25 protein-coding genes are annotated in these 24,552 nt (G+C 47.0%); 17 read left to right on the top strand and 8 right to left on the bottom strand.

Going from position 1 to position 24,552, the window contains the following annotated elements; translation table 11 throughout:
* Positions 1–99 precede the first annotated feature (99 nt).
* Positions 100–1,074, top strand: a complete 975-nt coding sequence (locus DC20_RS08800; RefSeq protein ID WP_083470282.1) for a mechanosensitive ion channel family protein — start codon at positions 100–102, stop codon at positions 1,072–1,074.
* A gap of 45 nt (positions 1,075–1,119) precedes the next feature.
* Here the strand turns inward: DC20_RS08800 and DC20_RS08795 are convergent, their stop codons facing one another.
* The 6 genes from DC20_RS08795 to DC20_RS08770 form a co-directional block, all read right to left on the bottom strand.
* Entirely contained in the window at positions 1,120–1,449 is a 330-nt protein-coding gene (locus DC20_RS08795) for a hypothetical protein (protein WP_062543493.1), read from the bottom strand.
* 255 nt (positions 1,450–1,704) lie between these two features.
* A complete protein-coding gene (locus DC20_RS08790) occupies positions 1,705–1,887 on the bottom strand; it encodes a FeoB-associated Cys-rich membrane protein (RefSeq protein WP_062543492.1) in 183 nt (60 codons plus the stop codon).
* Between the two features lie 135 nt (positions 1,888–2,022).
* Positions 2,023–2,823, bottom strand: coding sequence for an inositol monophosphatase family protein (locus DC20_RS08785; RefSeq protein WP_062543491.1), 801 nt, complete (start codon positions 2,821–2,823; stop codon positions 2,023–2,025).
* Between the two features lie 41 nt (positions 2,824–2,864).
* Positions 2,865–4,451: an apolipoprotein N-acyltransferase gene (gene lnt, locus DC20_RS08780; RefSeq protein WP_245652325.1), complete on the bottom strand. Its 1,587-nt coding sequence runs from the start codon at positions 4,449–4,451 to the stop codon at positions 2,865–2,867.
* A 19-nt stretch (positions 4,452–4,470) separates the two neighbouring features.
* A complete protein-coding gene (gene rsmI, locus DC20_RS08775) occupies positions 4,471–5,160 on the bottom strand; it encodes a 16S rRNA (cytidine(1402)-2'-O)-methyltransferase (RefSeq protein ID WP_062543489.1) in 690 nt (229 codons plus the stop codon).
* 94 nt (positions 5,161–5,254) lie between these two features.
* A complete protein-coding gene (locus DC20_RS08770; RefSeq protein ID WP_062543488.1) occupies positions 5,255–5,500 on the bottom strand; it encodes a 4a-hydroxytetrahydrobiopterin dehydratase in 246 nt (81 codons plus the stop codon).
* Positions 5,501–5,704: 204 nt separating this feature from the next.
* Between DC20_RS08770 and DC20_RS08765 the strand changes: the two genes are divergently transcribed.
* From DC20_RS08765 to rpiB, 8 genes are all read left to right on the top strand, one after another.
* Entirely contained in the window at positions 5,705–6,562 is an 858-nt protein-coding gene (locus DC20_RS08765; protein ID WP_062543487.1) for an SDR family oxidoreductase, read from the top strand.
* Between the two features lie 63 nt (positions 6,563–6,625).
* Positions 6,626–6,913 carry a hypothetical protein gene (locus DC20_RS08760; RefSeq protein WP_062543486.1) on the top strand — a complete coding sequence of 96 codons (288 nt, stop codon included), beginning with the start codon at positions 6,626–6,628 and terminating at the stop codon, positions 6,911–6,913.
* Between the two features lie 56 nt (positions 6,914–6,969).
* Positions 6,970–7,212, top strand: a complete 243-nt coding sequence (locus tag DC20_RS08755; protein ID WP_062543485.1) for a hypothetical protein — start codon at positions 6,970–6,972, stop codon at positions 7,210–7,212.
* 179 nt (positions 7,213–7,391) lie between these two features.
* Positions 7,392–8,087, top strand: a complete 696-nt coding sequence (locus tag DC20_RS08750) for a metallophosphoesterase family protein (protein ID WP_062543484.1) — start codon at positions 7,392–7,394, stop codon at positions 8,085–8,087.
* 396 nt (positions 8,088–8,483) lie between these two features.
* Positions 8,484–11,021, top strand: coding sequence for an IPT/TIG domain-containing protein (locus tag DC20_RS08740; RefSeq protein WP_083470281.1), 2,538 nt, complete (start codon positions 8,484–8,486; stop codon positions 11,019–11,021).
* Between the two features lie 298 nt (positions 11,022–11,319).
* Positions 11,320–12,594, top strand: a complete 1,275-nt coding sequence (locus tag DC20_RS08735; protein ID WP_062543481.1) for a serine hydroxymethyltransferase — start codon at positions 11,320–11,322, stop codon at positions 12,592–12,594.
* Between the two features lie 15 nt (positions 12,595–12,609).
* The gene (tatC, locus tag DC20_RS08730; protein ID WP_062543480.1) at positions 12,610–13,464 is read left to right on the top strand and encodes a twin-arginine translocase subunit TatC; all 855 of its coding nucleotides are present in this window, start codon (positions 12,610–12,612) and stop codon (positions 13,462–13,464) included.
* Positions 13,465–13,476: 12 nt separating this feature from the next.
* Positions 13,477–13,908 carry a ribose 5-phosphate isomerase B gene (gene rpiB, locus DC20_RS08725; RefSeq protein ID WP_062543479.1) on the top strand — a complete coding sequence of 144 codons (432 nt, stop codon included), beginning with the start codon at positions 13,477–13,479 and terminating at the stop codon, positions 13,906–13,908.
* Between the two features lie 297 nt (positions 13,909–14,205).
* Here the strand turns inward: rpiB and DC20_RS08720 are convergent, their stop codons facing one another.
* Positions 14,206–15,615, bottom strand: a complete 1,410-nt coding sequence (locus DC20_RS08720) for a hypothetical protein (RefSeq protein WP_157593107.1) — start codon at positions 15,613–15,615, stop codon at positions 14,206–14,208.
* A 95-nt stretch (positions 15,616–15,710) separates the two neighbouring features.
* On the opposite strand from DC20_RS08720, the gene DC20_RS08715 reads away from it, so the two are divergent.
* The 8 genes from DC20_RS08715 (at position 15,711) to DC20_RS08680 (ending at position 23,729) form a co-directional block, all read left to right on the top strand.
* Positions 15,711–16,184, top strand: coding sequence for a ribosome-binding factor A (locus DC20_RS08715; protein WP_071885413.1), 474 nt, complete (start codon positions 15,711–15,713; stop codon positions 16,182–16,184).
* Positions 16,185–16,222: 38 nt separating this feature from the next.
* On the top strand, positions 16,223–17,032 hold the full coding sequence (locus DC20_RS08710; RefSeq protein WP_062543477.1) for a class I SAM-dependent methyltransferase: 810 nt from the start codon (positions 16,223–16,225) through the stop codon (positions 17,030–17,032).
* A gap of 145 nt (positions 17,033–17,177) precedes the next feature.
* Entirely contained in the window at positions 17,178–17,648 is a 471-nt protein-coding gene (locus tag DC20_RS08705) for a GNAT family N-acetyltransferase (protein WP_062543476.1), read from the top strand.
* Positions 17,649–17,802: 154 nt separating this feature from the next.
* Positions 17,803–19,026: an FtsX-like permease family protein gene (locus DC20_RS08700; protein WP_062543475.1), complete on the top strand. Its 1,224-nt coding sequence runs from the start codon at positions 17,803–17,805 to the stop codon at positions 19,024–19,026.
* Positions 19,027–19,254: 228 nt separating this feature from the next.
* Positions 19,255–22,194: a DEAD/DEAH box helicase gene (locus DC20_RS08695; RefSeq protein WP_062543474.1), complete on the top strand. Its 2,940-nt coding sequence runs from the start codon at positions 19,255–19,257 to the stop codon at positions 22,192–22,194.
* A 176-nt stretch (positions 22,195–22,370) separates the two neighbouring features.
* Positions 22,371–22,751 (top strand): YbbC/YhhH family protein, encoded by a 381-nt coding sequence (locus tag DC20_RS08690; RefSeq protein ID WP_157593106.1) that lies wholly within the window; start codon positions 22,371–22,373, stop codon positions 22,749–22,751.
* A 194-nt stretch (positions 22,752–22,945) separates the two neighbouring features.
* Entirely contained in the window at positions 22,946–23,326 is a 381-nt protein-coding gene (locus tag DC20_RS08685) for a DUF2255 family protein (protein ID WP_062543472.1), read from the top strand.
* 157 nt (positions 23,327–23,483) lie between these two features.
* Entirely contained in the window at positions 23,484–23,729 is a 246-nt protein-coding gene (locus tag DC20_RS08680) for a PLD nuclease N-terminal domain-containing protein (RefSeq protein ID WP_062543471.1), read from the top strand.
* 105 nt (positions 23,730–23,834) lie between these two features.
* Here DC20_RS08680 and DC20_RS08675 read toward each other — a convergent pair whose 3' ends face one another.
* Positions 23,835–24,464: a DUF2939 domain-containing protein gene (locus DC20_RS08675; RefSeq protein WP_062543470.1), complete on the bottom strand. Its 630-nt coding sequence runs from the start codon at positions 24,462–24,464 to the stop codon at positions 23,835–23,837.
* Positions 24,465–24,552 lie beyond the last annotated feature (88 nt).

Below are 24,552 nucleotides of genomic sequence, written 5' to 3'. Positions count from 1 at the left end.
ACTTTCTGTAGCTAGATTAGCCAATCTTCCGTAGTAGGAATTTAGCGCCTAGGCCAATCAGGCCCAGGTGCGGTCCTGTGTTAATTTATCCCCAATCCCGTGACTGATATAAACGAAGCGTTTCAACTCTTATGGCGCAAGCTTGAGATCTGGATGAAGCAGATTGTGCTCATGCTGCCTAACCTGTTCCTGGCCATGCTGGTGCTGGTGCTCACCTTTGTGGCTGCCCGGCTTTTTCGCCGCACGTCCGATAAATTGCTCATTCGGTTCACCCATAGCAGCGCCCTCAATAACCTGGTGGGCACCACCGTTTATGTAGGCACCCTTACCCTGGGCATTTTCTTTACCTTAAGTATCCTAAAGCTGGATAAAACGGTCACCACGTTGTTGGCGGGTGCTGGTATCATCGGTTTGGCCCTGGGTTTTGCCTTCCAAGACATTGCCGCCAACTTCATCTCCGGGGTGATCATCGCCTTCAGAAAGCCCTTTGTGGTAGGCGATGTAATAGACACCAATGATCATTTCGGGACAATTGAGCGGATTAACCTACGGACGGTAGATATCAGACGTCAAACGGGCGAGTTGGTAAAGGTGCCTAACCGTAAAGTCTTTGAATCTGCCTTGACCAACTTCTCGCATTACGGCATCAGGAGGATTGATCTGAAGGTAGGCGTTTCCTATGCCGAGGACCTGGAGCGGGTGCAGCAGGTGGTGAAAGAGGCCATGGTGGATATCCGGAACATGATTTCAGGCAAAGAGGTGGAAGTGGTATACGAAGAGTTTGGAGACAGCAGCATCAACTTTTTGGTGCGCTACTGGATCAGTTACAAGCGCCAGACAGACTTTGTGTACGCCAAGAGTGACGCCATTATCAAGATCAAAAAAGCCTTTGACGCGAACAACATTGAAATTCCGTTCCCCATCACTACGCTCAACTTTGGGGTGAAGGGCGGCAAAGATTTGTCTATAGCTCTAAAAGAGGCTGTTCCGAAACTTGACCAACCGCTGGAACTGAAAGTGGGGGCTAGAGAGAATACCAATGGAGAGGACAAAACAAAAGAGGCCGAAGAATAATCTTCGGCCTCTTTTGGAATAGGAAAGCAGTATAATCTACGTCACTTAGTCATCTATCTTTTTGCCTAAGTCTTCTACTTGCCTCAGGAAAGCGTCAATGTTCTGGTCAGCGTAAGGACCATAAGAGTTTGAGATAGTGCCTTTGGTGCCGTCATTGCATTCAATGGCATAAAGAATGGCCATATCATCTGGGTTTGTTTCTCCTTCAAACCGGTAGAAGTCCACTATTTTCACTTCCTCTATTCCATAGGTTTTGTCACCACTCAAGGTCCTAAGCCGAGTATCTTCACCTACTCTGAAATCTTCTGTATAGCCTTCTTTTCTGAGCTTTGCTTCAACCTGTACCTGGCTGGTTAATTCTTCCTTGTCTTGCATAACCAAATATGTTAGATGTAATAATATCAAATGCTGGTATCTGGACTATACGTAAAAAACCGCCTTAGTTGCCAGTTGTATTCAGAGAAAATAATATTCCTTTTGACAGATTAGATTCTACTGGGCAGCAGACTTCCCTTTATAAAACCGTTTCCTGGCTGTTTTAGGAAAAACAAACTAAAACAGGGAAGTCTTAAAAGCGAAGGGCCGTTCCTTTTGGAAACGGCCCTTCGCTTTCAATTAAATAAGAAGATACTATTTATAGGCTTGCTTTGCCTTCATTTCGCGTTCAATCTTAGCCAGATCAATGGTAGAGCAGGCTCCGCCGCAGCCCTTGTCACAACCAGCGTTTTTGGAAAAGAAGCTTTTGTACCCCATCCGAAGCAGGTAAACTGCCGCTAAAGCGAAGACTAAAAAAACAATGATTTCCTGTACCATAACAGATTCTTAACGCTGGCAAAGGTAGAAATAGTTTAACCGGCTGCTTGATTTAGATAGGTATAATCTATGATACTAGAAAAGCCGTTTTAGGTCCGCTTTCAGGAAAACAGGGCTAAAGCAGAGCTTCTGCTTCTATTCTTTCCAGAAAGGCTCAATCAGTTTTAGCATCTCTTGTTGCACGGTAGGGTTGTTGCTCACGCAGATCTGCCGTCCGAATACGTAATCTTTGCCTCCCCTGAAGTCTGTTACCTGACCACCGGCCTCCTGCACCAGCAGGGCACCCCCGGCCACGTCATACGAATTGATGTTGAACTCAAAATATCCTTCAAACTTTCCGGCCGCTACGTAGGCCAAGTCCAGGGCGGCAGACCCTAGGCGGCGTACACCATGGCAACCCTGCATAAAGGCACCCATCACCTGCAGGTATTTCTGCATAGCGTCAAAGCTGTAGTAAGGGAACCCAGTGGCAATAAGCGAATCACCCAGGGTAGGAGCATCAGAAACTGATATCTTACGGTCATTGCAGAAGGCACCGCCGCCTTTCACCGCGTGGTAGCACTCATCGCGAGTAATATCATAGACTACGCCTATCATAAGTTCATCCCGCTGCATAAGGGCAATGCTTACCGAGTACACCGGCAAGCCATGGATAAAGTTGGTAGTGCCGTCTAGTGGGTCAATGATCCAGTTGAACTCCTCGGCTTGCTCTGTTTTGGTTTCTTCTTCAGTTATGAAACCTGCCTCTGGGATCAATTTCTCTAAACCGGCCACTAAACGCAGTTCGGCTTCTTTGTCTACGTAGGAAACCAGGTTGTTCAGCCCTTTGTGCTCCAGTTTGGACACGTCAAAGTTAGAGGCTTCCTGAAAGATGAACTTGCCTACTTCTTTGGTAAGGACTACTACCTGGTCCCGAAGCGATGATATGTCTGTCATAGTTTTAGCGTAAAGCCCGCCTGCGCGGAACTTGTGTAGGATTATCTTTTGGCGGTACGTCGGATAAGCCCGAGCACAATAGCCACTGCCACCAACCCAATGGCTAACCACTGTGTCCCGTGCCCAATGAACTCGCCGTGGCGAGTGTAGAATGTCTGCTCTTGGTTAAACCTGATTTCTCCGCGCAAGGCGGCAGGCACCCACCAACCTGATTTCTGCAACAACTCACCTTTCTGGTTGATGAACCCCGAGATACCTGTATTGGCTGAACGCGCCACCGACCGTCTGGTTTCAATGGCCCGCAAAGAGGCATATGCCAGGTGCTGCTTGTATCCCGGCGAATCGCTCCACCAGGCATCATTGGTGATGATGAAAATGGCGCTGGCTCCGTTCCGGATGTATTCGCTCACGTACTCGCCATAGATGGATTCGTAACACACCACCGGCGCTCCCACCAGATCTGGGTTCTGGCTGTGCTTGAAAACGGCTCGGGTTTCCTGCGTGCCCATGTTCCCGGCAATGCCGCCCAAATCAATGGCGAACATCTTCAAGGCTTTGAACATCCCCGGATAAGGTGTCTTCTCTACGCCCGGCACCAGTTTTGATTTGTGGTAGAACTCGTGCTGACCAGTTGGTTTGAAGTGCAGACCAGCGTTGTACACGTCATAATAGCCAATCTGCTCGTGGAAACGAGCGGTGGCGCTTTTCTTGGTAGAATCTGGATACAACCGGGCAGAGGTAATCCCAGATACCAACTCCAAACCCGGATGCCGGTTCAGGAAATCGCGTAAGGTGTAACTGATGGGCGTCCGCTCAAAGCCTTCTTCCCAGTTAATGCCGTTGCTGATAGACGTTTCGGGCCAGAGCACAAACCTGGTGTTAGGCGTAATCTGCTCTTCTGACAACTTGATTAACCGTTCAAACTGTTGCTCAAACGGAATGTAGCCTTCACCACCCTCAAACTTCTCTTTGTACGGATCTACGTTGGGCTGCACCACTACAATCTCGGCGGCATCGCCTTGTTCCTGGTATTGACTGCCAATATAAAACGACAGCGCTATGGGTAGCAGGAGCACCAACGCTGGCGCAACCCATTTACTCGCTTTTTTCTTCGGAGAAGTAATAGCGAAAAACACCAGCAGGTTCACAACCCACACCCAAAGCGAGCCGCCCAAGAAGCCGGTATATTCATACCACTGCACCCAGCTTGGCAAAGACGCAAAGCCGTTGCCCAGCGTAAGCCAGGGCCAGCTTAAGTCCCAGTTGAGGTGAAACTGCTCAAACGCGATCCAGTACACGGGCAAACTTAAGTACCCAATGGTGTTACCCGCGGCTCGTTTGGTCCAGAAGAACGCCATCATGGGCACTGACATGAACAGCGCATTGAACACCACGGCTGCTATACCGCCGCCCAGCGTGGAGTAACTCACCCAATACGTGGTGAAGATGTTCCAGAGCAGTAGCATCAAGTACGCGTTCTTGAAGAACGTGCGTCCGCGCTTAGGCTCATTTTTAGCCGAGATGGCCCGCTCCATGAATAGGAACGGCACCCAGCCTATAAACAAGAAAATAGCCAGTGGTTTCACCGGCCAACCCAACCACAATAAGAAGGCGCTCAGAAACGCCAACAAAGGGAGGTAAAAACGATTATTTGTTTCCTTGAACAACAATGACAAATTCTCCTTTGATTGCTTTGGTAGTAAACGTCTGCACCATCTCTTCCAAGGTGCCGTTTAGAGTTTCCTCAAACATCTTACTTATTTCACGGCTCACCGAGACCATGCGCTCTGCCCCGAACACTTCTTTGAACTGCTCCAGCGTCTTGAGCACCCGATGCGGCGACTCATAGAAAATCATGGTGCGTTCTTCCTGCGCCAGGCTCTGCAATCGCGTCTGGCGTCCTTTCTTAATGGGCAGGAATCCTTCAAACGTGAAACGATCGGTACTGAAGCCAGATTTTACCAGTGCCGGCACAAACGCGGTAGGGCCAGGGAGGCACTCAATCTTGATGCCTTCCTGCACGCATGCTCGCACTAACAAAAAGCCAGGATCAGAGATTCCGGGGGTTCCGGCATCTGAGACCATGGCCATTTTCTCGCCTTTCTTCAGGCGCTCCACTAAATGCGCCACGGCTTTGTGCTCATTGTGCAGGTGGTGGCTGTGCATGCGTTTGTCAATGCCCAAATGGTTCAGGAGCTTTCCGCTGGTGCGGGTATCTTCGGCAAGCACCACGTCTACCTCTTTCAGGATACGAATTGCCCGGAGGGTGATGTCCTCCAGGTTCCCGATAGGTGTGGGCACTAAATACAAACTGGTTTCTTCTATAGGCTCGGCCATAGGTCAAAGATACGGAAAATTGAGTTCTGAGACTTGCCTTCTAAGTTAGCAGGTGTTTGGGGGCTCTTTTCAGAAAAGGACCTCAAAATAAACGTCAGACCCCGTACCGCTCGGCTAAGACACTAATGCGCTGCGCCAACACATGGTCTTTGTCTGTGACGGTGTTGCCAGCATCATGGGTGGTGAGCCGCATCTCTACTTTGTTGTAACTGTTGCTCCACCACGGGTGGTGGTTCAGCTCCTCGGCTACTATGGCGACCTCGGTCATGAAGGCGAAAGCCTCTTTGAAATCTTTGAATTGGAAGTTCTGGCTAAGCTGGTTGTCTTGTTCGGTCCACATAAAGTTTGTCTAGGTAAGTGAATTAGCTGAATGGCAGGGCTTCGTATTTTTCTGCGCCTCCGTGTTTGTACTCTGTTTTTTGTAAAACGATGCTAAAACGTAGCTTTCTCTAAACACTTCCTCGTATTTCATAATCTGTTTCTTAAGCCAAGGCTGGATTCAGTGAAATAAATCAAATTACTAAAGACAAAAACTACTAAAGAAATGGCAACAGAATATCCGCAGGAAGTTCCAGATCAGCACCAAGAGCACCAACCCGGCCTTGAACACGAGATGATTCAGGAGCCCATCGTGATCAGGAAAAACTACAAAGGCAGTGAAAAACTGAAAGGCAAGAAAGCGTTAATCACCGGCGGAGACAGCGGCATTGGCAGGTCGGTGGCGGTGCATTTCGCCCGGGAAGGGGCAGATGTAGCCATTGTGTACCTGGACGAGGAGCAGGATGCGCAAGACACCCGCAAATTAGTAGAAGCGGAAGGGCAGAAGTGCGTGCTCATTCCCGGCGACTTACGTGACGAAAACTTCTGCAAGCAATCTGTGGAACGGGCAGTACAGGAACTAGGCGGTCTCAACATTCTGGTGAACAATGCCGCCGAGCAGCACGAGAAAAACGATCTGCGCGAGATTACTTCTGAGCAACTGGAGAAAACTTTCAAGACAAACATCTTCGCGTACATCTACGTGGCCCAAGCAGCGCTGAACCACCTGAAAGAAGGGGACTGTATTATCAACACCACCTCCATTACGTCTTACCGCGGCTCCAGCCATCTGATGGACTACGCTTCTACTAAAGGCGCTATTACTTCCTTTACCCGGTCCCTGTCGCAGAACCTGGCAGAAGGAGGCATCAGGGTGAATGCTGTGGCTCCGGGACCAATCTGGACGCCGCTTATTCCGGCTACTTTGGAAAAAGTAGGCGATTTCGGGAAAGACCAGCCAATGGGCCGCTTAGGTCAGCCTGCAGAGGTGGCGCCAGCTTATGTTTTCCTGGCATCAGAGGACGGTTCTTATATAACCGGGCAAACCATTCACGTGAATGGCGGCGAACAGATAGGCGGATAATGCTCAACCTTTCCACGTGGAAAACAGTAAAAAGGGAGACACACCAACTAACCACAAACGCCTATGGCAACTGACAATAAAGACCATCCTAACGGGCATGATCGTCCGATACGGGTGATTGACGATACTGCCACTAACATGGAAGACATGATGGCCGGACACATCATACCAGGTGCTGATCCGCCCAAGAATGAAGCCCAGCGTGGTGGTTTCGGAAACCGGGATGGCAAGGAAGGCTACGGCTCAGACTCCTCTGACGGACCAACTGGCGTAAGTGTAAATGAGGAGGCTGACAGCACTGAGCCACCTAAAGACAACATGCGCACAGAAGAGGAAGGCCGCGGCACCTGATAGCCGTTTCAGGCCAATTTTTTGAATATCTATTTTAAACTAGAAAAGGAGGGATTATGCCATATAAAAGCAAAAACACCAGCCACGACTCTAAATCACAAAAGGGCCAGCCTACGGATGAAGGTATCAGCAAAGCTGGTATGAAAACTGCCGGAAGCCCAGAGGACATTCAGCGTAGTGAGGAAATAGCGGAAAAATTCCTGGATGAAAACGGCGATCCGGCCCCAGAGGCCATCACCCATCCAAACCGCAACCTGCATAAACCAGATATCAATAAGCCTAGCTACGGCGGCTCTTAATTTGGTTCTTCAGTAGAAGAGAAAAAGCACCTTCCTAGCAGAAGGTGCTTTTTTATGCCGCTTATCTGCTGTTTTACAAAAATTTACCTTAAAACGCTAAGCCTTCATGCTTTTAGGCGTTCTTGGCTCCGGCTCATTAAATGGAACCCACTTAAACTAACACGCTCAACAACACTGCTATGGCTCGTTACGCAATCTCCGACATTCATGGCTGCCTAGCCACTTTTAAAAAGATGGTGGAAGAAGTAATACAGCTTGAGCCAACCGACCATTTATATCTGCTAGGAGATTACATCAACAAGGGCCCGGATAGCAAGGGCGTACTGGACTACATCTTTTCCCTGCAACGCCAGGGCTTCCAACTCACCTGCCTCCGAGGCAACCATGACCAACTACTATTAGACGCCATAGACAAAGGAGAGCATACCGTTTGGCTTTCTGAAGAAGACAAGCAGAAGACGCTTCAGAACTTTGGTGTCTCTCATTTCAAAGACATTCCCTCTAACTACATTGCCTTTATCAGATCACTCCCTCTCTTAGTTCTGCTGGATGACTTCATTCTGGTGCACGCCGGTTTAGACTTCAGTCACTCCAACCCCCTCCTCTCCAGCAATCACCTCCTGCTAAACACCAAACACATGCAACCTTCCCTTGCCAAATTAGGCGAACGAAGATTGGTGCACGGCCATTTACCTCTTCCCCAACCTGTTATTGAAAGAGCAGTCCAAAAAAAAAGACTTTCTATAAATATAGATGGAGGCTGCGTTTATTTTTTAAACAAAGAATTTGGAAATCTTTGCAGCCTAAATCTGGACAAACTTTCACTTTTCTTCTTATCTAATCTAGACCAACCGTATTATATCAAGGTTAAATAATATATAATTTTTTAGTTATAATATTAAACTTATAAACCATTGAATAACTTAAATACAATTTATAATTAAAGGATTCATACACCTTGCCTCTAGCTACTTATCATAAAACCCGTTTCATTTTGAAGTAAAGGCATATATCAGTACTTTTAAATATTTATAAAGGATAATATTATAGAAGAGATATGTCAAGAAATTTATAAAATTAATTTCGCCTATGTAAAACTTTATATTAATTTTACCCGTAAGGAGCGCCCTTTACTACGCTCTCCGTTGTACTTAAGCTTGTTTACCTAGTAGTAATATTTAAATACAAGAAAGCAAAAGGGGTTGTACCCAATTAGTAGTAAGTAAAAGAATGTCAGTCTAATAAGTTTATTAATTTTTAAAGTAGCGTTTATGGAAAAAAATTTACTCAGAAGAATTGCTTCCGGGAAAAACAATGAAAGCAGGGTCTGGCTATTATTAGTTTTGATTCTACTGGGAGTAGCCCCCATTTTAGAAGCGCAAGCGCAGTTTGCAACAACTTCTGCAACAGTACCATCTACTAACCACAGCAATTGGGGAAGTTCAACTGCTCCATTTCCTGCCGGATGGAGAGGTAACGGTACAACTGAAACATTTGGAGACGCAGGCCCTGCCATCTCACCAAATAAATCCGCAAAGTTTGATACAGGAGGAACTGGAGCGAGCTCTGATGACGGGGACAATATCTCAATAAGATTCTCAGAATCACCAGGCGTCATAACCTTCTACGCTAAGCACCAAAATGCGACCACAGCTTGGACAGGGGGACTATTTGTGATAGAACAATCTACAGATGGCACAACCTTTCATACCCTTCCTAAACTTTCACTTACTAGCGCGGATCTAACCGCCACTAACGCCAATACAACGCAACGCACTTTTACTACACATCAAGACACGAGATACGTAAGGTTTAGATATGCATCAAAAGGAGATAACACAAATGTCAATGTTATTTTTGATAACGTGTCAATAAATGGTGCTCCAGAAATAGATGTTTTCCAAAACAGATTGCTTTATGCATCAGGTTCTCCAACGCCTTTTGACTTTGGTAGCCAAACTCTAAATACTGAAAGCACTCCAGCTGTTTTCACCATTAAAAATACTGGAAAAGGAGTACTCAATATAACAAGCTCTTTGGTTATTTCTGGAACCAACCAAGGTGAGTTTGCTATAAAAACTCCTCCAGGCACAAGTAGTATAGCAGCAGGAGATTCAACTACCTTTTCCGTTGTTTTTAAACCTACAGATCCTGCATCAACTGTAAAAACGGCGACATTAACCATCCCTAACAACGATGGTGACGAAGGTTCTTATACTATTCAACTTACGGGTACAGTAGCAGAAACAATCTCAATCACCTCCTTCACCCCTGGGGAAGGTATAATAGGAACGGAAGTCATTGTCAACGGGTCTGGCTTCTCTAATGACATGGGTGTGGCCTTCAAAAACGTGAATGGCGAATTTGTATTCTCTGACCTATTGATTGTAGAAAGCCCTACGCGGGTGCGGGTAGCAGTGCCTTACGGGGCCGTGACCAGCACCATCACGGTGATGAATAACCTTGGACAAGCAGAGAGCACCACGCAATTTGTGGTGCTTACCATTACATCCTTTAGTCCCGCGAAAGGCCCAGTAGGAACGGAAGTCATTATCAACGGATCTGGCTTTTCTAATGACATGGGCGTGGCTTTCAAGGACTCGGCCGGCGCATTTGTATTCTCTGACTTATTGATTGTAGAAAGCCCTACGCGGGTGCGGGCAGCAGTGCCTTACGGGGCTGTGACCAGCACCATCACGGTGATGAACAACCTTGGACAAGCAGTAACGGAAACTACATTTGTAGTAACTCCTAAAATCACTGAATTCTCACCTCCCTACGCTCCTGTTGGAGCAACCGTGCGGATTAAAGGAAGCAACTTAAACGGAACGAGTACGATTACCTTCAATGGAATCACAGCCACTGTTAAGAACATAGATCAATACACTGTAGAAACAACAGTACCAGCGGGTGCTACTTCAGGCCCAGTTGTATTGACCAATCTTGAAGGATCTACTCAAGCAATGTTCTATGTGTCACCAAACATTACCTCTCTTTCTCCAAACACTGGTAAAAGAGGTGATGAAATCACAGTAAAAGGACAAAACTTAGAGAACATCTCTAGTGTCACAGTTAATGGCGCGGTGGCTACATATACAAATACTGATATCAACACTATAGTCTTAACGGTTCCAACAGGAGCTACAATTGGTGATGGATTTATAGTAGTAAAAACAACAGCAGCAGGATCTGATAGTGCAGCTTTCACCGTACTTGAGTCAACTACCCTTCCAGTTGAATTAGTAGAATTCACCGGAAAGAGCAATGCGAAAGGAATCACGTTAACCTGGAAGACAGCTTCTGAGCAGGACAACGCTTACTTTGAAGTTCAAGCTAGCCAGAACCCTGCTAAAGAAGAGTTCAGAACAATTCAGCGTGTGAACAGCAAGGTGACTAACAGCAGTTCAGTAACTTCTTATGAAGCTTTAGATGCTACTGCTGCAAAAGGTGTTGTGACCTACTACCGCTTGAAGCAAGTTGATTTGAATGGTACTTCTGAGTACACCAAAACCATTGCAGTGAAGAACATTGCCTCAACTAACACTCCTATTCTAGTGAAGGCATATCCAAATCCATTTGGAGAGAATCAGAACCTGAACATTAGAGTAGAGGCTGAAAACGCAGGCAACATGACAGTAGTACTCTATTATGTAACTGGCAAGAAAGCCTTTGAACAAGTGTTCTCAGTTGAAAGCGGAGTTTCTTACATTGAGCTTCCTTTGAGCATCACTACCTTAAGCAAAGGAATGTTCATCTTATCAACTGAATTAAACGGCGAAACCACTACCACACGAGTTGTGAAGCAATAACCAAACTCAACTCCATAAAAAAAGGGAAGCAGTAGCTTCCCTTTTTTTATGCTCTAAACTCTATGTTTTCTATAGAAAAGAAAGGTGGGTTTAAATGCTTTTTTTGTAAAAACAGATTCAAATATAATAACAGAGCCTTGGTAAAAACCCTCAGCCTTGCCTATAGTTTTTTGTTCGTTTTCTGGGAAACGGTCCTAAAACAAAAACCAGCAGCTTAATCTATTCCGCCTTGTCCACCTAAACCATTGGTTATTTGCTGCATTGGCAGTACTTTTGGGGACCTACTAACAGAACACAAATGCAACGCGATTCTCAAATCTTTGACCTTATCCAAAAAGAGCATCAGCGCCAGCTGCATGGTATAGAACTTATTGCCTCAGAGAACTTTGTTTCAGACCAGGTGATGGAAGCCATGGGCAGTGTGCTTACTAATAAATACGCTGAGGGGCTTCCTTCAAAACGCTACTACGGTGGCTGCGAGATTGTAGACCAATCTGAGCAGTTGGCCATTGACCGGGCAAAGCAATTATTTGGAGCGGAGTGGGTGAACGTGCAGCCGCACTCAGGAGCACAGGCAAATGCCGCGGTGATGTTGGCAATTCTGAACCCGGGTGACAAGATCCTTGGCTTTGATTTATCGCATGGCGGGCACTTAACCCACGGATCTTTGGTGAACTTCTCGGGTAAATTGTACCAGCCTTCGTTCTATGGCGTGGAGCCTGAGACCGGCGAGATCAACTGGGCAAAAGTTAGGGAAGTAGCGGAACGCGAAAAACCGAAACTGATCATCTGCGGTGCTTCAGCGTATTCCCGTGACTGGAACTACCAGGCCTTGCGCGAAGCCGCCGATGCGGTGGGGGCATTACTGTTAGCAGATATTTCTCACCCGGCTGGTTTAATTGCCACGGGCTTGTTGAACGACCCATTTGAGTTCTGCCACATTGTGACCACCACTACCCACAAAACATTGCGTGGACCTCGTGGCGGAATGATCATGATGCGGAAAGACTTCGAAAACCCATATGGCCTGAAAACCCCGAAAGGCGAGTTGCGCATGATGTCTTCTTTGCTGGACAGCGGCGTTTTCCCCGGTACTCAGGGCGGACCCTTGGAGCACGTGATCGCGGCCAAAGCGGTAGCGTTCCACGAAGCACTTTCTCCTTCTTACAAAGAGTACACGGCGCAGGTGCAGAAAAACGCACAGGTGTTGGCGAAGTCATTTGTAGACCGTGGGTACAAGATCATTTCATCAGGGACTGATAACCACCTGATGCTGATTGACCTCCGTTCTAAGGACCTTACCGGAAAACTGGCCGAAAACACCTTGATCAAAGCAGACATCACCATCAACAAGAACATGGTGCCGTTTGACGATAAATCTCCTTTCGTGACCTCCGGAATCCGAATCGGCTCTGCTGCCGTAACTACCCGTGGTCTGAAGGAACAGGACATGGATCGCATTGTGGACTACATTGACCGCGTGCTCATGAATCATGACAATGAAACCATTCTTTCTGAGACCAGAAAAGAAATCAACAACTGGATGCAACAGTTCCCGTTGTTCAGTTACTAAGCACTAAGAAAGTACATGGCACAACGTTCCGGAGAGGTGGCAGCGCACGGCGGAGAAGAGCATGAAATGACCTTTTTGGACCACCTGGAGATTCTCAGGTGGCACTTGATTCGTTCGGCGGCAGCTATTGTGGTATTCACGGGTATTGCCATGGCCAACAAGGAGATCGTCTTTCATGACATTATCCTAGGGCCCTCTCGCACCGATTTTTTTACCTACCGGAAACTCTGCGAGGTAGGAGCCGCCATCAACTCGGCGGGTCTATGCATCAACAAGTTGGACTTCACGCTGCAAAGCCGTGAGCTTTCCTCTCAGTTTACCATGCACCTGACCAGTTCATTTGTGATTGGGTTGTTGCTGGGCTTCCCGTATCTGTTCTGGGAGATCTGGAGCTTTATAAAACCAGGCCTTTACCCAAATGAGCGGGAAAACTCGCGCGGGGCAGTGTTCTTTGTGTCGTTCCTGTTCCTGCTGGGTTCGTTGTTTGGGTATTTTATTGTCTCGCCGCTCTCTATTAACTTTTTGGCGTCTTACCAGGTAGACCCAAGTATCGCCAATGAGTTTGACCTTTCGTCTTACATTTCCACTCTGGTCACGCTCGTGTTGTCCTGTGGGATTATGTTTGAGTTGCCCATGATTGTGTACTTCTTGTCACGGGCGGGCATTCTGTCTCCGGAGCTCATGCGCATTTACCGGAAGCACGCGATTGTAGTGATTGCCTTTATTGCGGCGGTGCTTTCTCCGCCAGATGTGTTAAGTATGACCCTGATGGGCATTCCGCTTCTGCTGCTTTATGAGGTAAGTATCAACATCTCTTGGTGGGTACGCAAGCGCGATTTGGCTAAATTGAATGAACAAGCTACTTCTTAAAGAGAATCTAAGATGAAAATAGCACTGGGCGGCGACCACGCCGGATACCAATACAAAGGAATAGTAAGGAAACAACTGGAGGCACTAGGCCATGAAGTAAAGGATTTCGGACCTTTCTCAGACGCCTCAGTAGACTATCCAGATTACGTGCATCCCTTATCAACCGCGGTAGAAAACAAAGAATACGAACTGGGCATCCTGCTCTGCGGAAGCGGTAACGGGGTAGCCATTACGGCCAATAAACACGCAGGCATCAGAGCGGCCCTTTGCTGGCAAAAAGAGTTAGCCGTCTTGGCCCGCTCACACAACAACGCCAATGTGTTATGTGTGCCTGCGAGATTTGTTAGTGAAGAAGTAGCCCAAGAGATGGTGGAAGCTTTCCTAACCACTCCATTTGAAGGCGGCCGGCACCAGACCAGGGTAAGTAAGATTGCCTGCTCCTAAAAGCAAGTAGAGTAAATCTTAATAGATAATGTAGGGGCACCTCTTGTAGGTGCCCTTTCTGTTTAAAAGTCATTTTCAGTAAGCAAGGCCATAAACGGAATAATCCCTTTTGCTGAGTTAAACAGCATCAAAGATTAAAGACATTAATCAGGGAAGTAACCGATATAAATAAGAGTGATCAGCAATTAGCAACCACAAGGGATAACCATTACATTGAGGTTGCAGGAGGCTGAAGACAGGCAAATCCTGGCTTTAGGGCTTCTTTCCTGAGAACAGGCTGAAAACAAAAATAGTCACTTACCGCACCCGGCGGTAGAATGGTCCATTCTCCACCTTTTCGTAGCGTTGGAATATTAATGGCAGCTTGTATTGCAGTTCTGGCATGAGGTTCTGCTGGTCTACAATGTAGGAGGGAGGATTATTCCGTAAATCCTGCAGAATGGTAAAAAGTGATTCGTAGGAATTCAATCGCCCAAAGTAAGGACTTGCTAAATCCCAGCGCAGGTAAGGGGAGCCCAAGCTGTTGTTCTGGTAGTAATTAAGGTCTGGCCCAAGCACCAACAGCCGTTCTCCTTGCACCTGCTGGTATTTTGGATGGTCTTGTACCTGTACCCGTTTCGGTTCAATCTTCAAGGCGGTATAGACCAGCCCCAGTGGGTTGTACCGTACTGCCACTACTCCCACTATAACTACCAGGAACAGGAGTTCTGCAATCCAAAGGCGGTTTCCCCACCAGCTAAACAGAAAAATCCCGAAGTAGGAGAGCAGAGGCAACAGCACAATCAAGCCCTTCACAGAAGCATCGTGCCCACTAATGAGTACCAATACTACAATGATGGTCCAGATCAGCATGAACTGCAGGAAACGTGCCTGGTAATTAGGCCCCAGGTTGATGAGGGGCAAGCTCAGGAAAGACAATACCAACATACCCAGGGGAAGTGCTGCAATGGTCATCACCTGCCCGAAAGGCAATCCAAAGGCAAAGGCAAACCGCCAGGACCACGTAAGCCCCTGTTCCAGGAAGGCCCCCAGGGAATTCTGGTACAGGAAATAGGTGAGCACCACGCTGAATGGGAACAAAAAGCCCGTCAGCATCAATAACGTGCTTCTAAAGGCACCAGAGGCAAAGTAAATGACCGCAAAGAAGCCCAGCACTAAAAACCAGATTAGAGGCAGGTAACAGAGAGCAGCTAGCCCCAGCATGAAACCAGCCTTGAACAAGCGACCAGCGTTTGAGGCTTCTTTAGAGATGGCGGTGAGGCTGGAAACGGCCAGCAAGACAAACGTGTGCCCAATCAATAAAGAAGAAAGCACATCCAGCTCAAAGAAGATGCTCCCAAACAGCATATACAGCAGCGCAGGAACGAATGACTTGTAAGGATGAACCTGGTTACGGTTGAAAATAAAATTCAATAGAAACGCCTGGTAGCCCAGCAGGAACGTAGCCAGCAAGCGATGCGCCAGATAAGAGCGGGGCACTATAATATCCAGGAGCCAGTACACCGCGGCAGACAGCGGAGCGGTGGTGTCATATACATCCTGGTAAAGCGTAAAACCCTGGTGCAAGCGCTCGCCAAGCAGCACATGATGCAGCTCTGAGAGTGTAGCAGGAAGCCCAAAAATGAGCAACGGAAGCCGGATGAGGAGAAACAGCAGTACCAACACCACCCACCTGGACGGAAACAAACTGCGGAAGAATCGTATCAAGCAATGCGCGGCTTAGCCTTCGCTCTGACCTTACGGCAAAGAGGAGGACGGTTTGTGGGGTAAAAATGTGAAATTAATACGATATTTGCGGAACCATGGAAAGTAAACGCCAACAAAAATTCGCTAGACTGATTCAAAAGGAGCTTGCTGAAATATTTCAGCGTGATGTTTCGCATTTGTTTCAGAGCACCTATATATCTGTAAGTGGAGTAGCCGTATCTCCAGACTTAGGCGTGGCCAAAGTACACTTAAGTCTGCTGCTCAACCCCAACGGGCGTGACTTGCTGAAGGAAATCAAGTTCCACACCAAGACTATTCGGCATGAACTGGCCAAACGCATCAAAAACCAGGTGCGGGTTATCCCTGAGTTGATCTTCTATCTGGATGATACTGCAGAGTATGCCGCCAAGATGGACAAAATCCTTTCAGAACTTGACATCCCGGCAGAATCCAAAGAAGACCCTTCTAATCCTTTCAAGAGCGATGATGAGGATTATTCTGAGGACGAAGACCTTGACGAGGATGAGGAAGACATGGACGAGGACGAAGAAGATACCGAAAAGCGCTAATCTGAACCTGCTACGTAAGCCAGCTACTAACCCCACTCATGCAGTACGATCCAATTAAACGCGTTCTGGGCGAGGCGTTCAACAAAACACCTTTTCTACGCAAGCTTTTTTACAACCTCTTAGACCTGCTTCTGCTGCGTACGTGGCACATTCACAAGGAATTACGGGCCTGGGCTAAAAACAAACGACAACAACCTATCCAAATTCTGGACGCTGGTTCTGGCTTTGGACAGTACAGCTACTATCTCTCTGGCATGAGTCCCAAATGGCGCATTCTGGCCGTAGACGTGAAAGACGAACAGATTGCTGACTGCGCTAATTTCTTCCAGAAGATCAAGCGGCACAACGTCATGTTCCGGAAAGAGGATTTGGTAACTTACCAAGAACCTCAGGCTTTTGATCTGGTACTCTCGGTAGACGTGATGGAGCATATTCTGGAAGATGTAGAGGTTTTCAAAAACTTCCACGCTTCCATGCGCCCGGGAGGCATGTTACTGATCTCTACCCCTTCAGACCAGGGTGGTTCAGATGTGCACGGCGATGAAGAAAGCTCTTTCATTGAGGAGCACGTGCGTGACGGTTACAACATTCAGGAAATACAGCTAAAGCTGAAAAGCGCAGGATTCAGCCGCACAGAAGCCCATTATTCTTACGGAGCACCCGGTAAAATCTCCTGGAGGCTGAGCATGAAGTACCCCATTTTAATGCTGGGCACCACCAAGCTGTTCTTCCTTGTTCTGCCTTTTTACTACCTTATTGTGTACCCTTTCTGTCTTCTGCTGAACTGGCTGGACACTAACGGGAAACATGAGACCGGCACCGGACTGATTGTGAAAGCCTGGAAATAAAAGCTGAAGAGGGTGAAACGTGTGTTTCTGATCTGTTTCTGAAAAACAGGGCAAGAACGAAGGCTAAATCTTTGATTTTGGCAACTTTCAAAGAAAAGCTACCTTCACCGGAAAGAAACCTGTTTCACGTGTTCACTCCAGCAAAATGATAGATTTAGTCAGGACAGATTCAGACAACCAAGACTTTGTAGAACTTGTTTCTCTCTTAGACGCTGATCTGCACGTGAGAGATGGAGATGATCACTCTTTCTTCGCTCAGTTTAACAAAATAATCGGCATCAGACACGTGGTAGTAGCCTATCATGACCGGTTTCCAGTAGGGTGCGGCGCCATCAAGGCTTACACGCAAGAAACCGCTGAAGTAAAAAGAATGTTTGTACTGCCTGAGTACCGGGGGCAAGGCATAGCCGGGAGAATTCTTCAGGAACTGGAAAACTGGGCCGCTGAACTGGAATACAAAGACCTAATTCTGGAAACAGGCAAGGCACAGCCTGAGGCCATCAGGCTTTACACCAAAAGTGATTTCAAGGTGATCCCTAATTTTGGGCAGTACGAAAACATTGAGAGCAGCGTTTGCATGAAAAAAGCCGTCTCTTTGGGCAAAGTAGCTAAATAAGACGGCGGCTTTCCTCTGCTGGGAACAGGCTGTTTAGGCCTTTTAATCAGAAAACAGAACCCTTTGCCCGGAGAACAGTAAAGGTGACCTGAGTGAGTAGAAAAGTTTTTTACTCGCTTATTCATTCAACCACTCATTCACGCATTACCCAAAGATGAACGTTGCCCTTTTTATCGCCCGGCGGTACTTTTTCTCCAAGAAGAAGCGCAACATCATCAACATCATTTCCATCATTGCCATGATTGGCGTGGGCGTGGGCACCATGGCGCTCATTGTGGTACTCTCCGTGTTTAATGGGTTAGAAGACCTGATTCGCTCGTTATATGGCAAATTTGACCCTGAAATCAAGATCACTACGGTTGAAGGCAAATCCTTTGAGACGAATGCCCAACAGCTGGAGAGAATCAGGAAGACACCTGGGGTAGCGCTGCTTACTGAAGTAATTGAAGACAACGCCCTGCTCCGCTACAACGACCGCCAGATGGTGGTAAAAGTAAAAGGCGTAAGTGACAACTTCTTCCAGCAGAACCAGATTGACTCTGCTATTGTAGACGGTGATTACCGCCTGAAACGGGACGGCAAGCAGTTCGCGTTGATTGGGCGTGGCGTGCAGTACCAGCTTTCCATTAGGCCAGAGAACCCGTTTTCTCCGCTACAATTCCTGTACCCCAAAGCAGGCAAGAAAACCATCATCAACCCAGAAAATGCGTTCCGTCAGTTGGGCATCCAGGCCGGAGGCATCTTCGCCATTGAGCGGCAGTATGATGACCAATATGTGTTTGTGCCCCTAACTTTCGCCGAAGAGCTCCTGAGCTACGGAAACAAGCGCACCTCCCTGGAAGTTAAAACCATAAACGTGGAAGACATTGACCGGGTCAAGAACGAACTGCAGAAAGTATTAGGAAAGGAATTTAACGTACAGAACAGCGAAGAGCAGCACGTAAGCCTTTTAAGGGCCGTGAAAGTAGAGAAGCTCTTCGTCTTTGTCACCTTCACATTTGTGTTGCTGATTGCTTCCATCAATATCTTCTTCTCGCTTTCTATGCTGGTGCTGGACAAGCAAAAAGACATTGCCATTCTTGCCTCATTGGGCGCGGACCCAGCCACAATCAGGCGTATTTTCTTAATGGAAGGAGCCATTGTGGCTTTCTCCGGGGCTGTGGTGGGCTTAGTAGTAGGGGGTACCATTTGCTGGCTGCAGCAAACCTATGGTTGGGTATCTATGGGCATGAGCACCTCGGTGGTAGAAGCGTATCCGGTTTTAATGCGCCCCACAGACTTCCTGTTTACGGCCGTGGCTATCATCCTCATCACGCTTATTGTCTCTATCAGGCCAGCCCGGCGGGCAGCGGCACTATCTATCAGAGACAACCTGTAGATCGGCTTTCAGCCTGTTTTCACCAAAAGACCCTAACAACAGGTTTAGCAGAGTATACTGGCATTTCGCTACCACTTTGGCTCCTATTTTAACCACATCTTTCAAAAACTGGCAGGTAAACTGTTCTGTTTATGTTAAATTTTGTAAGATGTGCTAAAATTTTTGTCTTTTACTTCGGTGAAAAGAGATTTTGTTGTACTTTCAGTATTGGGTTAGGAAGCCTTTGCCATGAAAGTATACACTACACAGCCTTTTCAAGTCATTTATTCGCTCTTTGAGCATGAATACTTAGGCTATTTGTTTGAGTCTTTTGTGGTGCAGGTGAACTCCAAACGTCAACTTACGCTCCAGCACCAGAACATCTCCATCAAGAACGCTGAAGAGTTTGCCTCCCGCCTGAACGAAACGGACTTTGCCCTTATTGAGCTCATGGACCAGATCCAGCAGGATGCAGTGTTCAAGAAGTTCGCGGTAAAGAAGACCACCCTCGCTGATTTTTTCTTCAAGACCTATGACCCGGCCAAAGGCGATAAGCTTTTGCAGGAAACCATAGACCATTATGTACAGAGCCGCATGTCTAAGATCCTGGACCTGCTGCAAGACAAGATGGTGTTTGTGATGGGCAAAGACGGCGAACCCACCTGGAAGCGCCTGAACATGGCCACTGAAAAAGCTACGGTGCTCTTCCACTTCCGGCGGAACGATGACAATACCCATTACTTCCCCACCATCAAGTACAAAGGCGAGAAGCTGGAGTTCCAGTACCAGGATGCGGTGTTGGTCTGCAAAGAGCCGGCCTGGCTTCTCCTCAATGACTGCCTGTACAGCTTTGAGAAACAGGTAGACGGCAAAAAACTGCAACCTTTCCTGAACAAGAAGTTCATTGTGGTGCCGCGCAACGTAGAGGAAAGCTATTACCAAAAATTTGTAGCCCCGCTGGTAGAACAGTTTGATGTGTACGCCAAAGGGTTTGATATTAAGTCTGAGCGGTACACCCCTCAGCCGCAACTGCAGTTCTCAGAATTGGCCGTGGCCGAGCCCTCGCCCGCGTTGTTTGCCACTGCCGGGGAAGACGACGAGGAAGAAGAGATCAGAAACTCTTCAGAGGATGATAAGATTGTCTTCCAGCTCAGTTTCAAGTACGGCACCTATACGGTGGGCACGCAGGAAGCAAAGAAGATCAGCGTAAGCGTGGAGAAAACTCCTGACTCTTACATCTTCCATAGGCTGCACCGCGATGTGGAGCAGGAAACCTCTTTTCTTAAGGAGCTTTCCAGCCGAGGTATGGACATCAGAAACGGCAAGGCCGTGATGGATAGGCCAAAGGCTTTTGGCTGGTTGAACAGCTATGCCAAGACTTTAGAGGAGATGGGCTTTACCCTGAAGCAAAGCCAGTCAGACAAAAACTACTTTATAGGAGAGACCTCGGTCAACGTAGGCATCAACGAAACCAACGACTGGTTTGACATCTACGGAACCGTTCGGTTTGGGCCATATGAGATTCCATTCATCAAACTCAGGAACCATATTCTCACCAAACGCCGCGAGTACAAGTTGCCCAATGGTCAGATTGCTATCATTCCTGAGGAATGGTTTACGCAGTACCTGGAGTTATTTGCATTCTCTGAAGGCGATGACGAGCTGAAGCTGCGCAAGCACCACCTTTCTTTGGTAAGTGATCTGCAGAACGGTAACCTGGCACATGTCACCATGAGCCGCAAACTGGAGAAACTCCGTGAGTTTGAAGCTGTGGAAGACCAACCGTTGCCTGTAGGTTTTAAAGGTGAACTGCGGCCGTACCAAAAGGCGGGGTATAACTGGCTACATTTTGTGCAGGACTATCACTTTGGTGGTTGCCTGGCAGATGACATGGGTTTGGGGAAAACCGTCCAGACGTTGGCCATGCTGCAACACAGAAAAGAGAATGGCGCCCAGACGGCTTCGCTGCTGGTCATGCCTACTTCCCTGGTGTATAACTGGCTGGCCGAGGCGCAGAAGTTCACGCCCCAGCTACGCATTCTCACCTACACGGGCACGTACCGAAACAAAAGCGTGGCGCAGTTCAAGCACTATGATCTCATTCTCACGTCTTACGGCATTGTGCGCTTGGACCACGAGATCCTGAAGAAGTACATGTTTGACTACGTGATTCTGGATGAGAGCCAAGCCATCAAGAACCCTAACTCCAACACGTCCATCAGCATACGGGAGTTGAAGTCTAAACACCGGCTTATCTTAACAGGTACGCCCGTAGAAAACAGCACCCTGGACTTGTGGAGCCAAATGTCGTTTATCAACCCCGGTTTGCTGGGAACCCAGAACTTCTTCAAGAAGGAATTCCTGCGCCCCATTGAGAAACTGAAGGACGAGCATAAAACCAGACGCCTGCATGCCCTCATTAAGCCGTTCATTCTGCGCCGCCACAAAAGCCAGGTAGCCAAAGAACTGCCTGAGAAGATTGAGCACGTTACCTTCTGCAAGATGACGGAGGAGCAGGAGCACGCCTACGAGGAAACAAAGTCATATTACCGCAACAAGATCCTGAAGAACATTGAGGAGCAGGGCGCGGCCAAGTCGCAGTTCATGCTCTTGCAGGGCCTCATGAAGTTACGCCAGATCGCGAACCATCCGCGCATGGCAGATCCGGCCTATGAAGCTGAATCTGGGAAATTAGGTGAAGTGCTGCGCCTTACCAGAAACGTGGTCAGCGAAGGGCATAAGGTTTTAATTTTCAGCCAATTCGTAAAGCACCTGGACATTGTTCGGGAGGCGCTGGATGAGCGCAAGATCAAATACGCCTACTTAGACGGCTCTACCAAAGACCGTCAGGCACAGGTAACCAATTTCCAGAACGACCCTAAACTGCCTGTCTTCCTGATCTCTCTCAAAGCCGGGGGCGTAGGTCTCAACCTCACTGCCGCTGACTACGTGTTCATTCTGGACCCTTGGTGGAACCCCGCTGTGGAAGCTCAGGCCGTTGACCGGGCGCACCGCATAGGCCAGCAGAACACCGTCTTCACCTACAAGTTCATCACCAAAAACAGCGTGGAAGAAAAGATCCTGGCCCTACAGGACAAAAAACTTCAGATGGTCTCAGACCTCATCTCCACTGATGAAGCCGTCATCAAGCGCCTCACCAAAGAGGATATTGAAAGCTTGTTGAGTTAGGAGTTTTGGGGCTGTTTTGCGAAAAGACCCATAGAACCAAAGCACTTGCTGGAAGATTTACTGTAGTTGTACTTTAGTGCAGCTTCGGCTATTAGTCGTTTTACTTCATCCATAATCCTAATAACCGGAACTCTACTCCATTTATCTAGTAGTTGTATGGCATTGATAAATTTAAAATGAAAGAAGCTTTACTAATTTTCTTTTGCTGTTTCATCCTTTCTTGCTCCTTTGCACATGATGGAGAGAAAAGAACAATACTTGGATTAGAATTCTCAAAAAAGGAACTTGATGAAGCGCTCAAAAACACCGACAAGAAACAGATATTTGTAGACAAGGTAATTAAAGACAAATCTACAGCAATCGGTGTAGCAGAAGCAATGCTGTTCAGCATCTATGGTAAAGAGAACATAGTGAAACAGCGACCTTATGAATATTACCTAATTGACGGCTATTGGGTAATCAACGGGACTTTGCCACAAGGTTGGGTTGGCGGCACATTCCTAATAATAATAAACTCGACAGACGGAAAAGTCATCAAACTCACACACGGGAAATAAGACTTTTGTAATAGACGTTTTTGCCTCGATTTTAGAAAAACAGGTCAGAAACAGAAAAAAGAAATGCGCGTGGCAAGCGCAGAAGAACAACACCATACAACAACAGCTAAACGTCATCTCCAGCCAACGGCTGTATCCGCCGTTTAGCCAAGGCGTTATATAATAGAAAGAACAAGCACCATATCCATCGAATCGTGAACACCCATCAACTCCCTCAAGACTTCATCAAATACTTAGGAACGCAAACCTTGGCAGGCATAAAGGGTGGAAAAGACCGAGACACATTCTTAGATATTTGGATGGTAGAGGTAGCCGGAAGAGTATTTGCCAGAAGCTGGGGAAAAAGCAACAGAAGCTGGTTCACAGCTTTCCTTGAACAAGGAGTAGGTGAGCTAAAGTACGACGATAACGTCATAGCAGTGACTGGCAAACCATTAAAGGACTCTCAGATGAATTTATTGATAGACAAAGCGTACCAAGAGAAGTATACCCAGGAACATAATCTCATTTATGTGAAAGGAATTACCCAACCAGAATACCATGAGTATACCATGGAGTTTTTTTTGAGAGACTAATTACAATTAATTAACCTATACTTGAGTAAGTTATCTATTAGTGATAACAAAATAGGGCTTGCTAGGTCAGACAGGTTTATGAAAGCACCATAAACTGATTCACTACTTATCGAATATCAAATCCAAATACAGTATTCCACATTTCTAACTCCAAAAAATGCAAAACAACATCTTCCTGTTCATGGGAAATCTCGGATTCGGTGAATTGATAATCCTTCTGCTTTTTGCAGGTATTCCGGCCATTTTATGGATTTGGTCTCTGGTAGATTTACTCACCAGCAAATTCGCAAATACCATAGAAAAACTAATTTGGTTGATAGCGGTTGTCTTCATCCCAGTACTAGGGGCTATTCTCTATTTAATTATCGGGAGAAAACAAAAAATAAGAACTGCAGGGGTTTAGTAAAAAGCTTTTTGCACCTAATTTTTAAAAAGAGAAAGGGTACCATCCAGCAGAATGGTACCCTTTCTCTTTATGAGCATCTTTTCAGGAAAACGGCAGCAAAACCTATTCCTGCGCAACCTGGTCTTTGTTCTTCTTGCCAATAGAGATCAGCTTAGGCAATACTTCCCCGAAGTTCTCTACGCCCACAACCTGCCAGTAATCTTCTTTCTGAATCATCCGCAGTTCCAGAACCATAGACTGCTCACTGTTCACTGGGCGTACTTTCAGGCCAACCAGAGAGATGGAATCTTGGCGGTCTATGTGGTCTACACCCTCAAACTCGAGCTTGGGCAACAGCTTGGTGTTGATCAGTTTTCCAACAGGAAGCAGTTTTACCACGTCGGCTACTTCAGGTACTTTCTGGCCAGAAACAGTCTCTACACTTTGAATCAATTGGCTACGCACAGCAGAGGTTAACTGCTTCTTTGCTTTTAAGCCCGTTCTAAGCAAATTGGCGGCTCCTTGCAGTTCCTGCGGCAATAAGCCAACAGCCATGTCCTGGCTTTGCTCTACCAGGCTGTTAGAGGTGTGCTTGAAGTCTACATACTTTTGCAGCTTCTCCATGTCTTTGGCCTCCAGGGCTGCACGTATCTCAACAAGAGATGCTTCAGGGCCTGTGGTTGCCCTGTTATAAAACCAATAACCACCGGCGCAAACAGCCACTGCTAACAAAAGAAGAAGTACTTTTTTCATGTAAGAAGATATAATTAAATCTTGAGTTCGTATTACATATAAAGCACCTTGTACAGAAATACAGGTTAGTAATACTACTAAAAATATT

Origin of the sequence: Rufibacter tibetensis (genome assembly GCF_001310085.1) — a bacterium.
Classification (GTDB): Bacteria; Bacteroidota; Bacteroidia; order Cytophagales; family Hymenobacteraceae; genus Nibribacter; species Nibribacter tibetensis.
Note: the sequence above shows the minus strand (reverse complement) of the source record. Positions and strands in the feature narration are given on the sequence as shown.

Bases quoted from the DNA above. Each gene is read 5' to 3' on its own strand.
- DC20_RS08795 (WP_062543493.1), bottom strand. From the start codon at position 1,449: ATGCAAGACAAGGAAGAATTAACCAGCCAGGTACAGGTTGAAGCAAAG.
- DC20_RS08790 (WP_062543492.1), bottom strand. From the start codon at position 1,887: ATGGTACAGGAAATCATTGTTTTTTTAGTCTTCGCTTTAGCGGCAGTT.
- DC20_RS08785 (WP_062543491.1), bottom strand. From the start codon at position 2,823: ATGACAGACATATCATCGCTTCGGGACCAGGTAGTAGTCCTTACCAAA.
- rsmI (WP_062543489.1), bottom strand. From the start codon at position 5,160: ATGGCCGAGCCTATAGAAGAAACCAGTTTGTATTTAGTGCCCACACCT.
- DC20_RS08770 (WP_062543488.1), bottom strand. From the start codon at position 5,500: ATGTGGACCGAACAAGACAACCAGCTTAGCCAGAACTTCCAATTCAAA.
- DC20_RS08765 (WP_062543487.1), top strand. From the start codon at position 5,705: ATGGCAACAGAATATCCGCAGGAAGTTCCAGATCAGCACCAAGAGCAC.
- DC20_RS08760 (WP_062543486.1), top strand. From the start codon at position 6,626: ATGGCAACTGACAATAAAGACCATCCTAACGGGCATGATCGTCCGATA.
- DC20_RS08755 (WP_062543485.1), top strand. From the start codon at position 6,970: ATGCCATATAAAAGCAAAAACACCAGCCACGACTCTAAATCACAAAAG.
- DC20_RS08750 (WP_062543484.1), top strand. From the start codon at position 7,392: ATGGCTCGTTACGCAATCTCCGACATTCATGGCTGCCTAGCCACTTTT.
- DC20_RS08740 (WP_083470281.1), top strand. From the start codon at position 8,484: ATGGAAAAAAATTTACTCAGAAGAATTGCTTCCGGGAAAAACAATGAA.
- DC20_RS08735 (WP_062543481.1), top strand. From the start codon at position 11,320: ATGCAACGCGATTCTCAAATCTTTGACCTTATCCAAAAAGAGCATCAG.
- tatC (WP_062543480.1), top strand. From the start codon at position 12,610: ATGGCACAACGTTCCGGAGAGGTGGCAGCGCACGGCGGAGAAGAGCAT.
- rpiB (WP_062543479.1), top strand. From the start codon at position 13,477: ATGAAAATAGCACTGGGCGGCGACCACGCCGGATACCAATACAAAGGA.
- DC20_RS08715 (WP_071885413.1), top strand. From the start codon at position 15,711: ATGGAAAGTAAACGCCAACAAAAATTCGCTAGACTGATTCAAAAGGAG.
- DC20_RS08710 (WP_062543477.1), top strand. From the start codon at position 16,223: ATGCAGTACGATCCAATTAAACGCGTTCTGGGCGAGGCGTTCAACAAA.
- DC20_RS08705 (WP_062543476.1), top strand. From the start codon at position 17,178: ATGATAGATTTAGTCAGGACAGATTCAGACAACCAAGACTTTGTAGAA.
- DC20_RS08700 (WP_062543475.1), top strand. From the start codon at position 17,803: ATGAACGTTGCCCTTTTTATCGCCCGGCGGTACTTTTTCTCCAAGAAG.
- DC20_RS08695 (WP_062543474.1), top strand. From the start codon at position 19,255: ATGAAAGTATACACTACACAGCCTTTTCAAGTCATTTATTCGCTCTTT.
- DC20_RS08690 (WP_157593106.1), top strand. From the start codon at position 22,371: ATGAAAGAAGCTTTACTAATTTTCTTTTGCTGTTTCATCCTTTCTTGC.
- DC20_RS08680 (WP_062543471.1), top strand. From the start codon at position 23,484: ATGCAAAACAACATCTTCCTGTTCATGGGAAATCTCGGATTCGGTGAA.
- DC20_RS08675 (WP_062543470.1), bottom strand. From the start codon at position 24,464: ATGAAAAAAGTACTTCTTCTTTTGTTAGCAGTGGCTGTTTGCGCCGGT.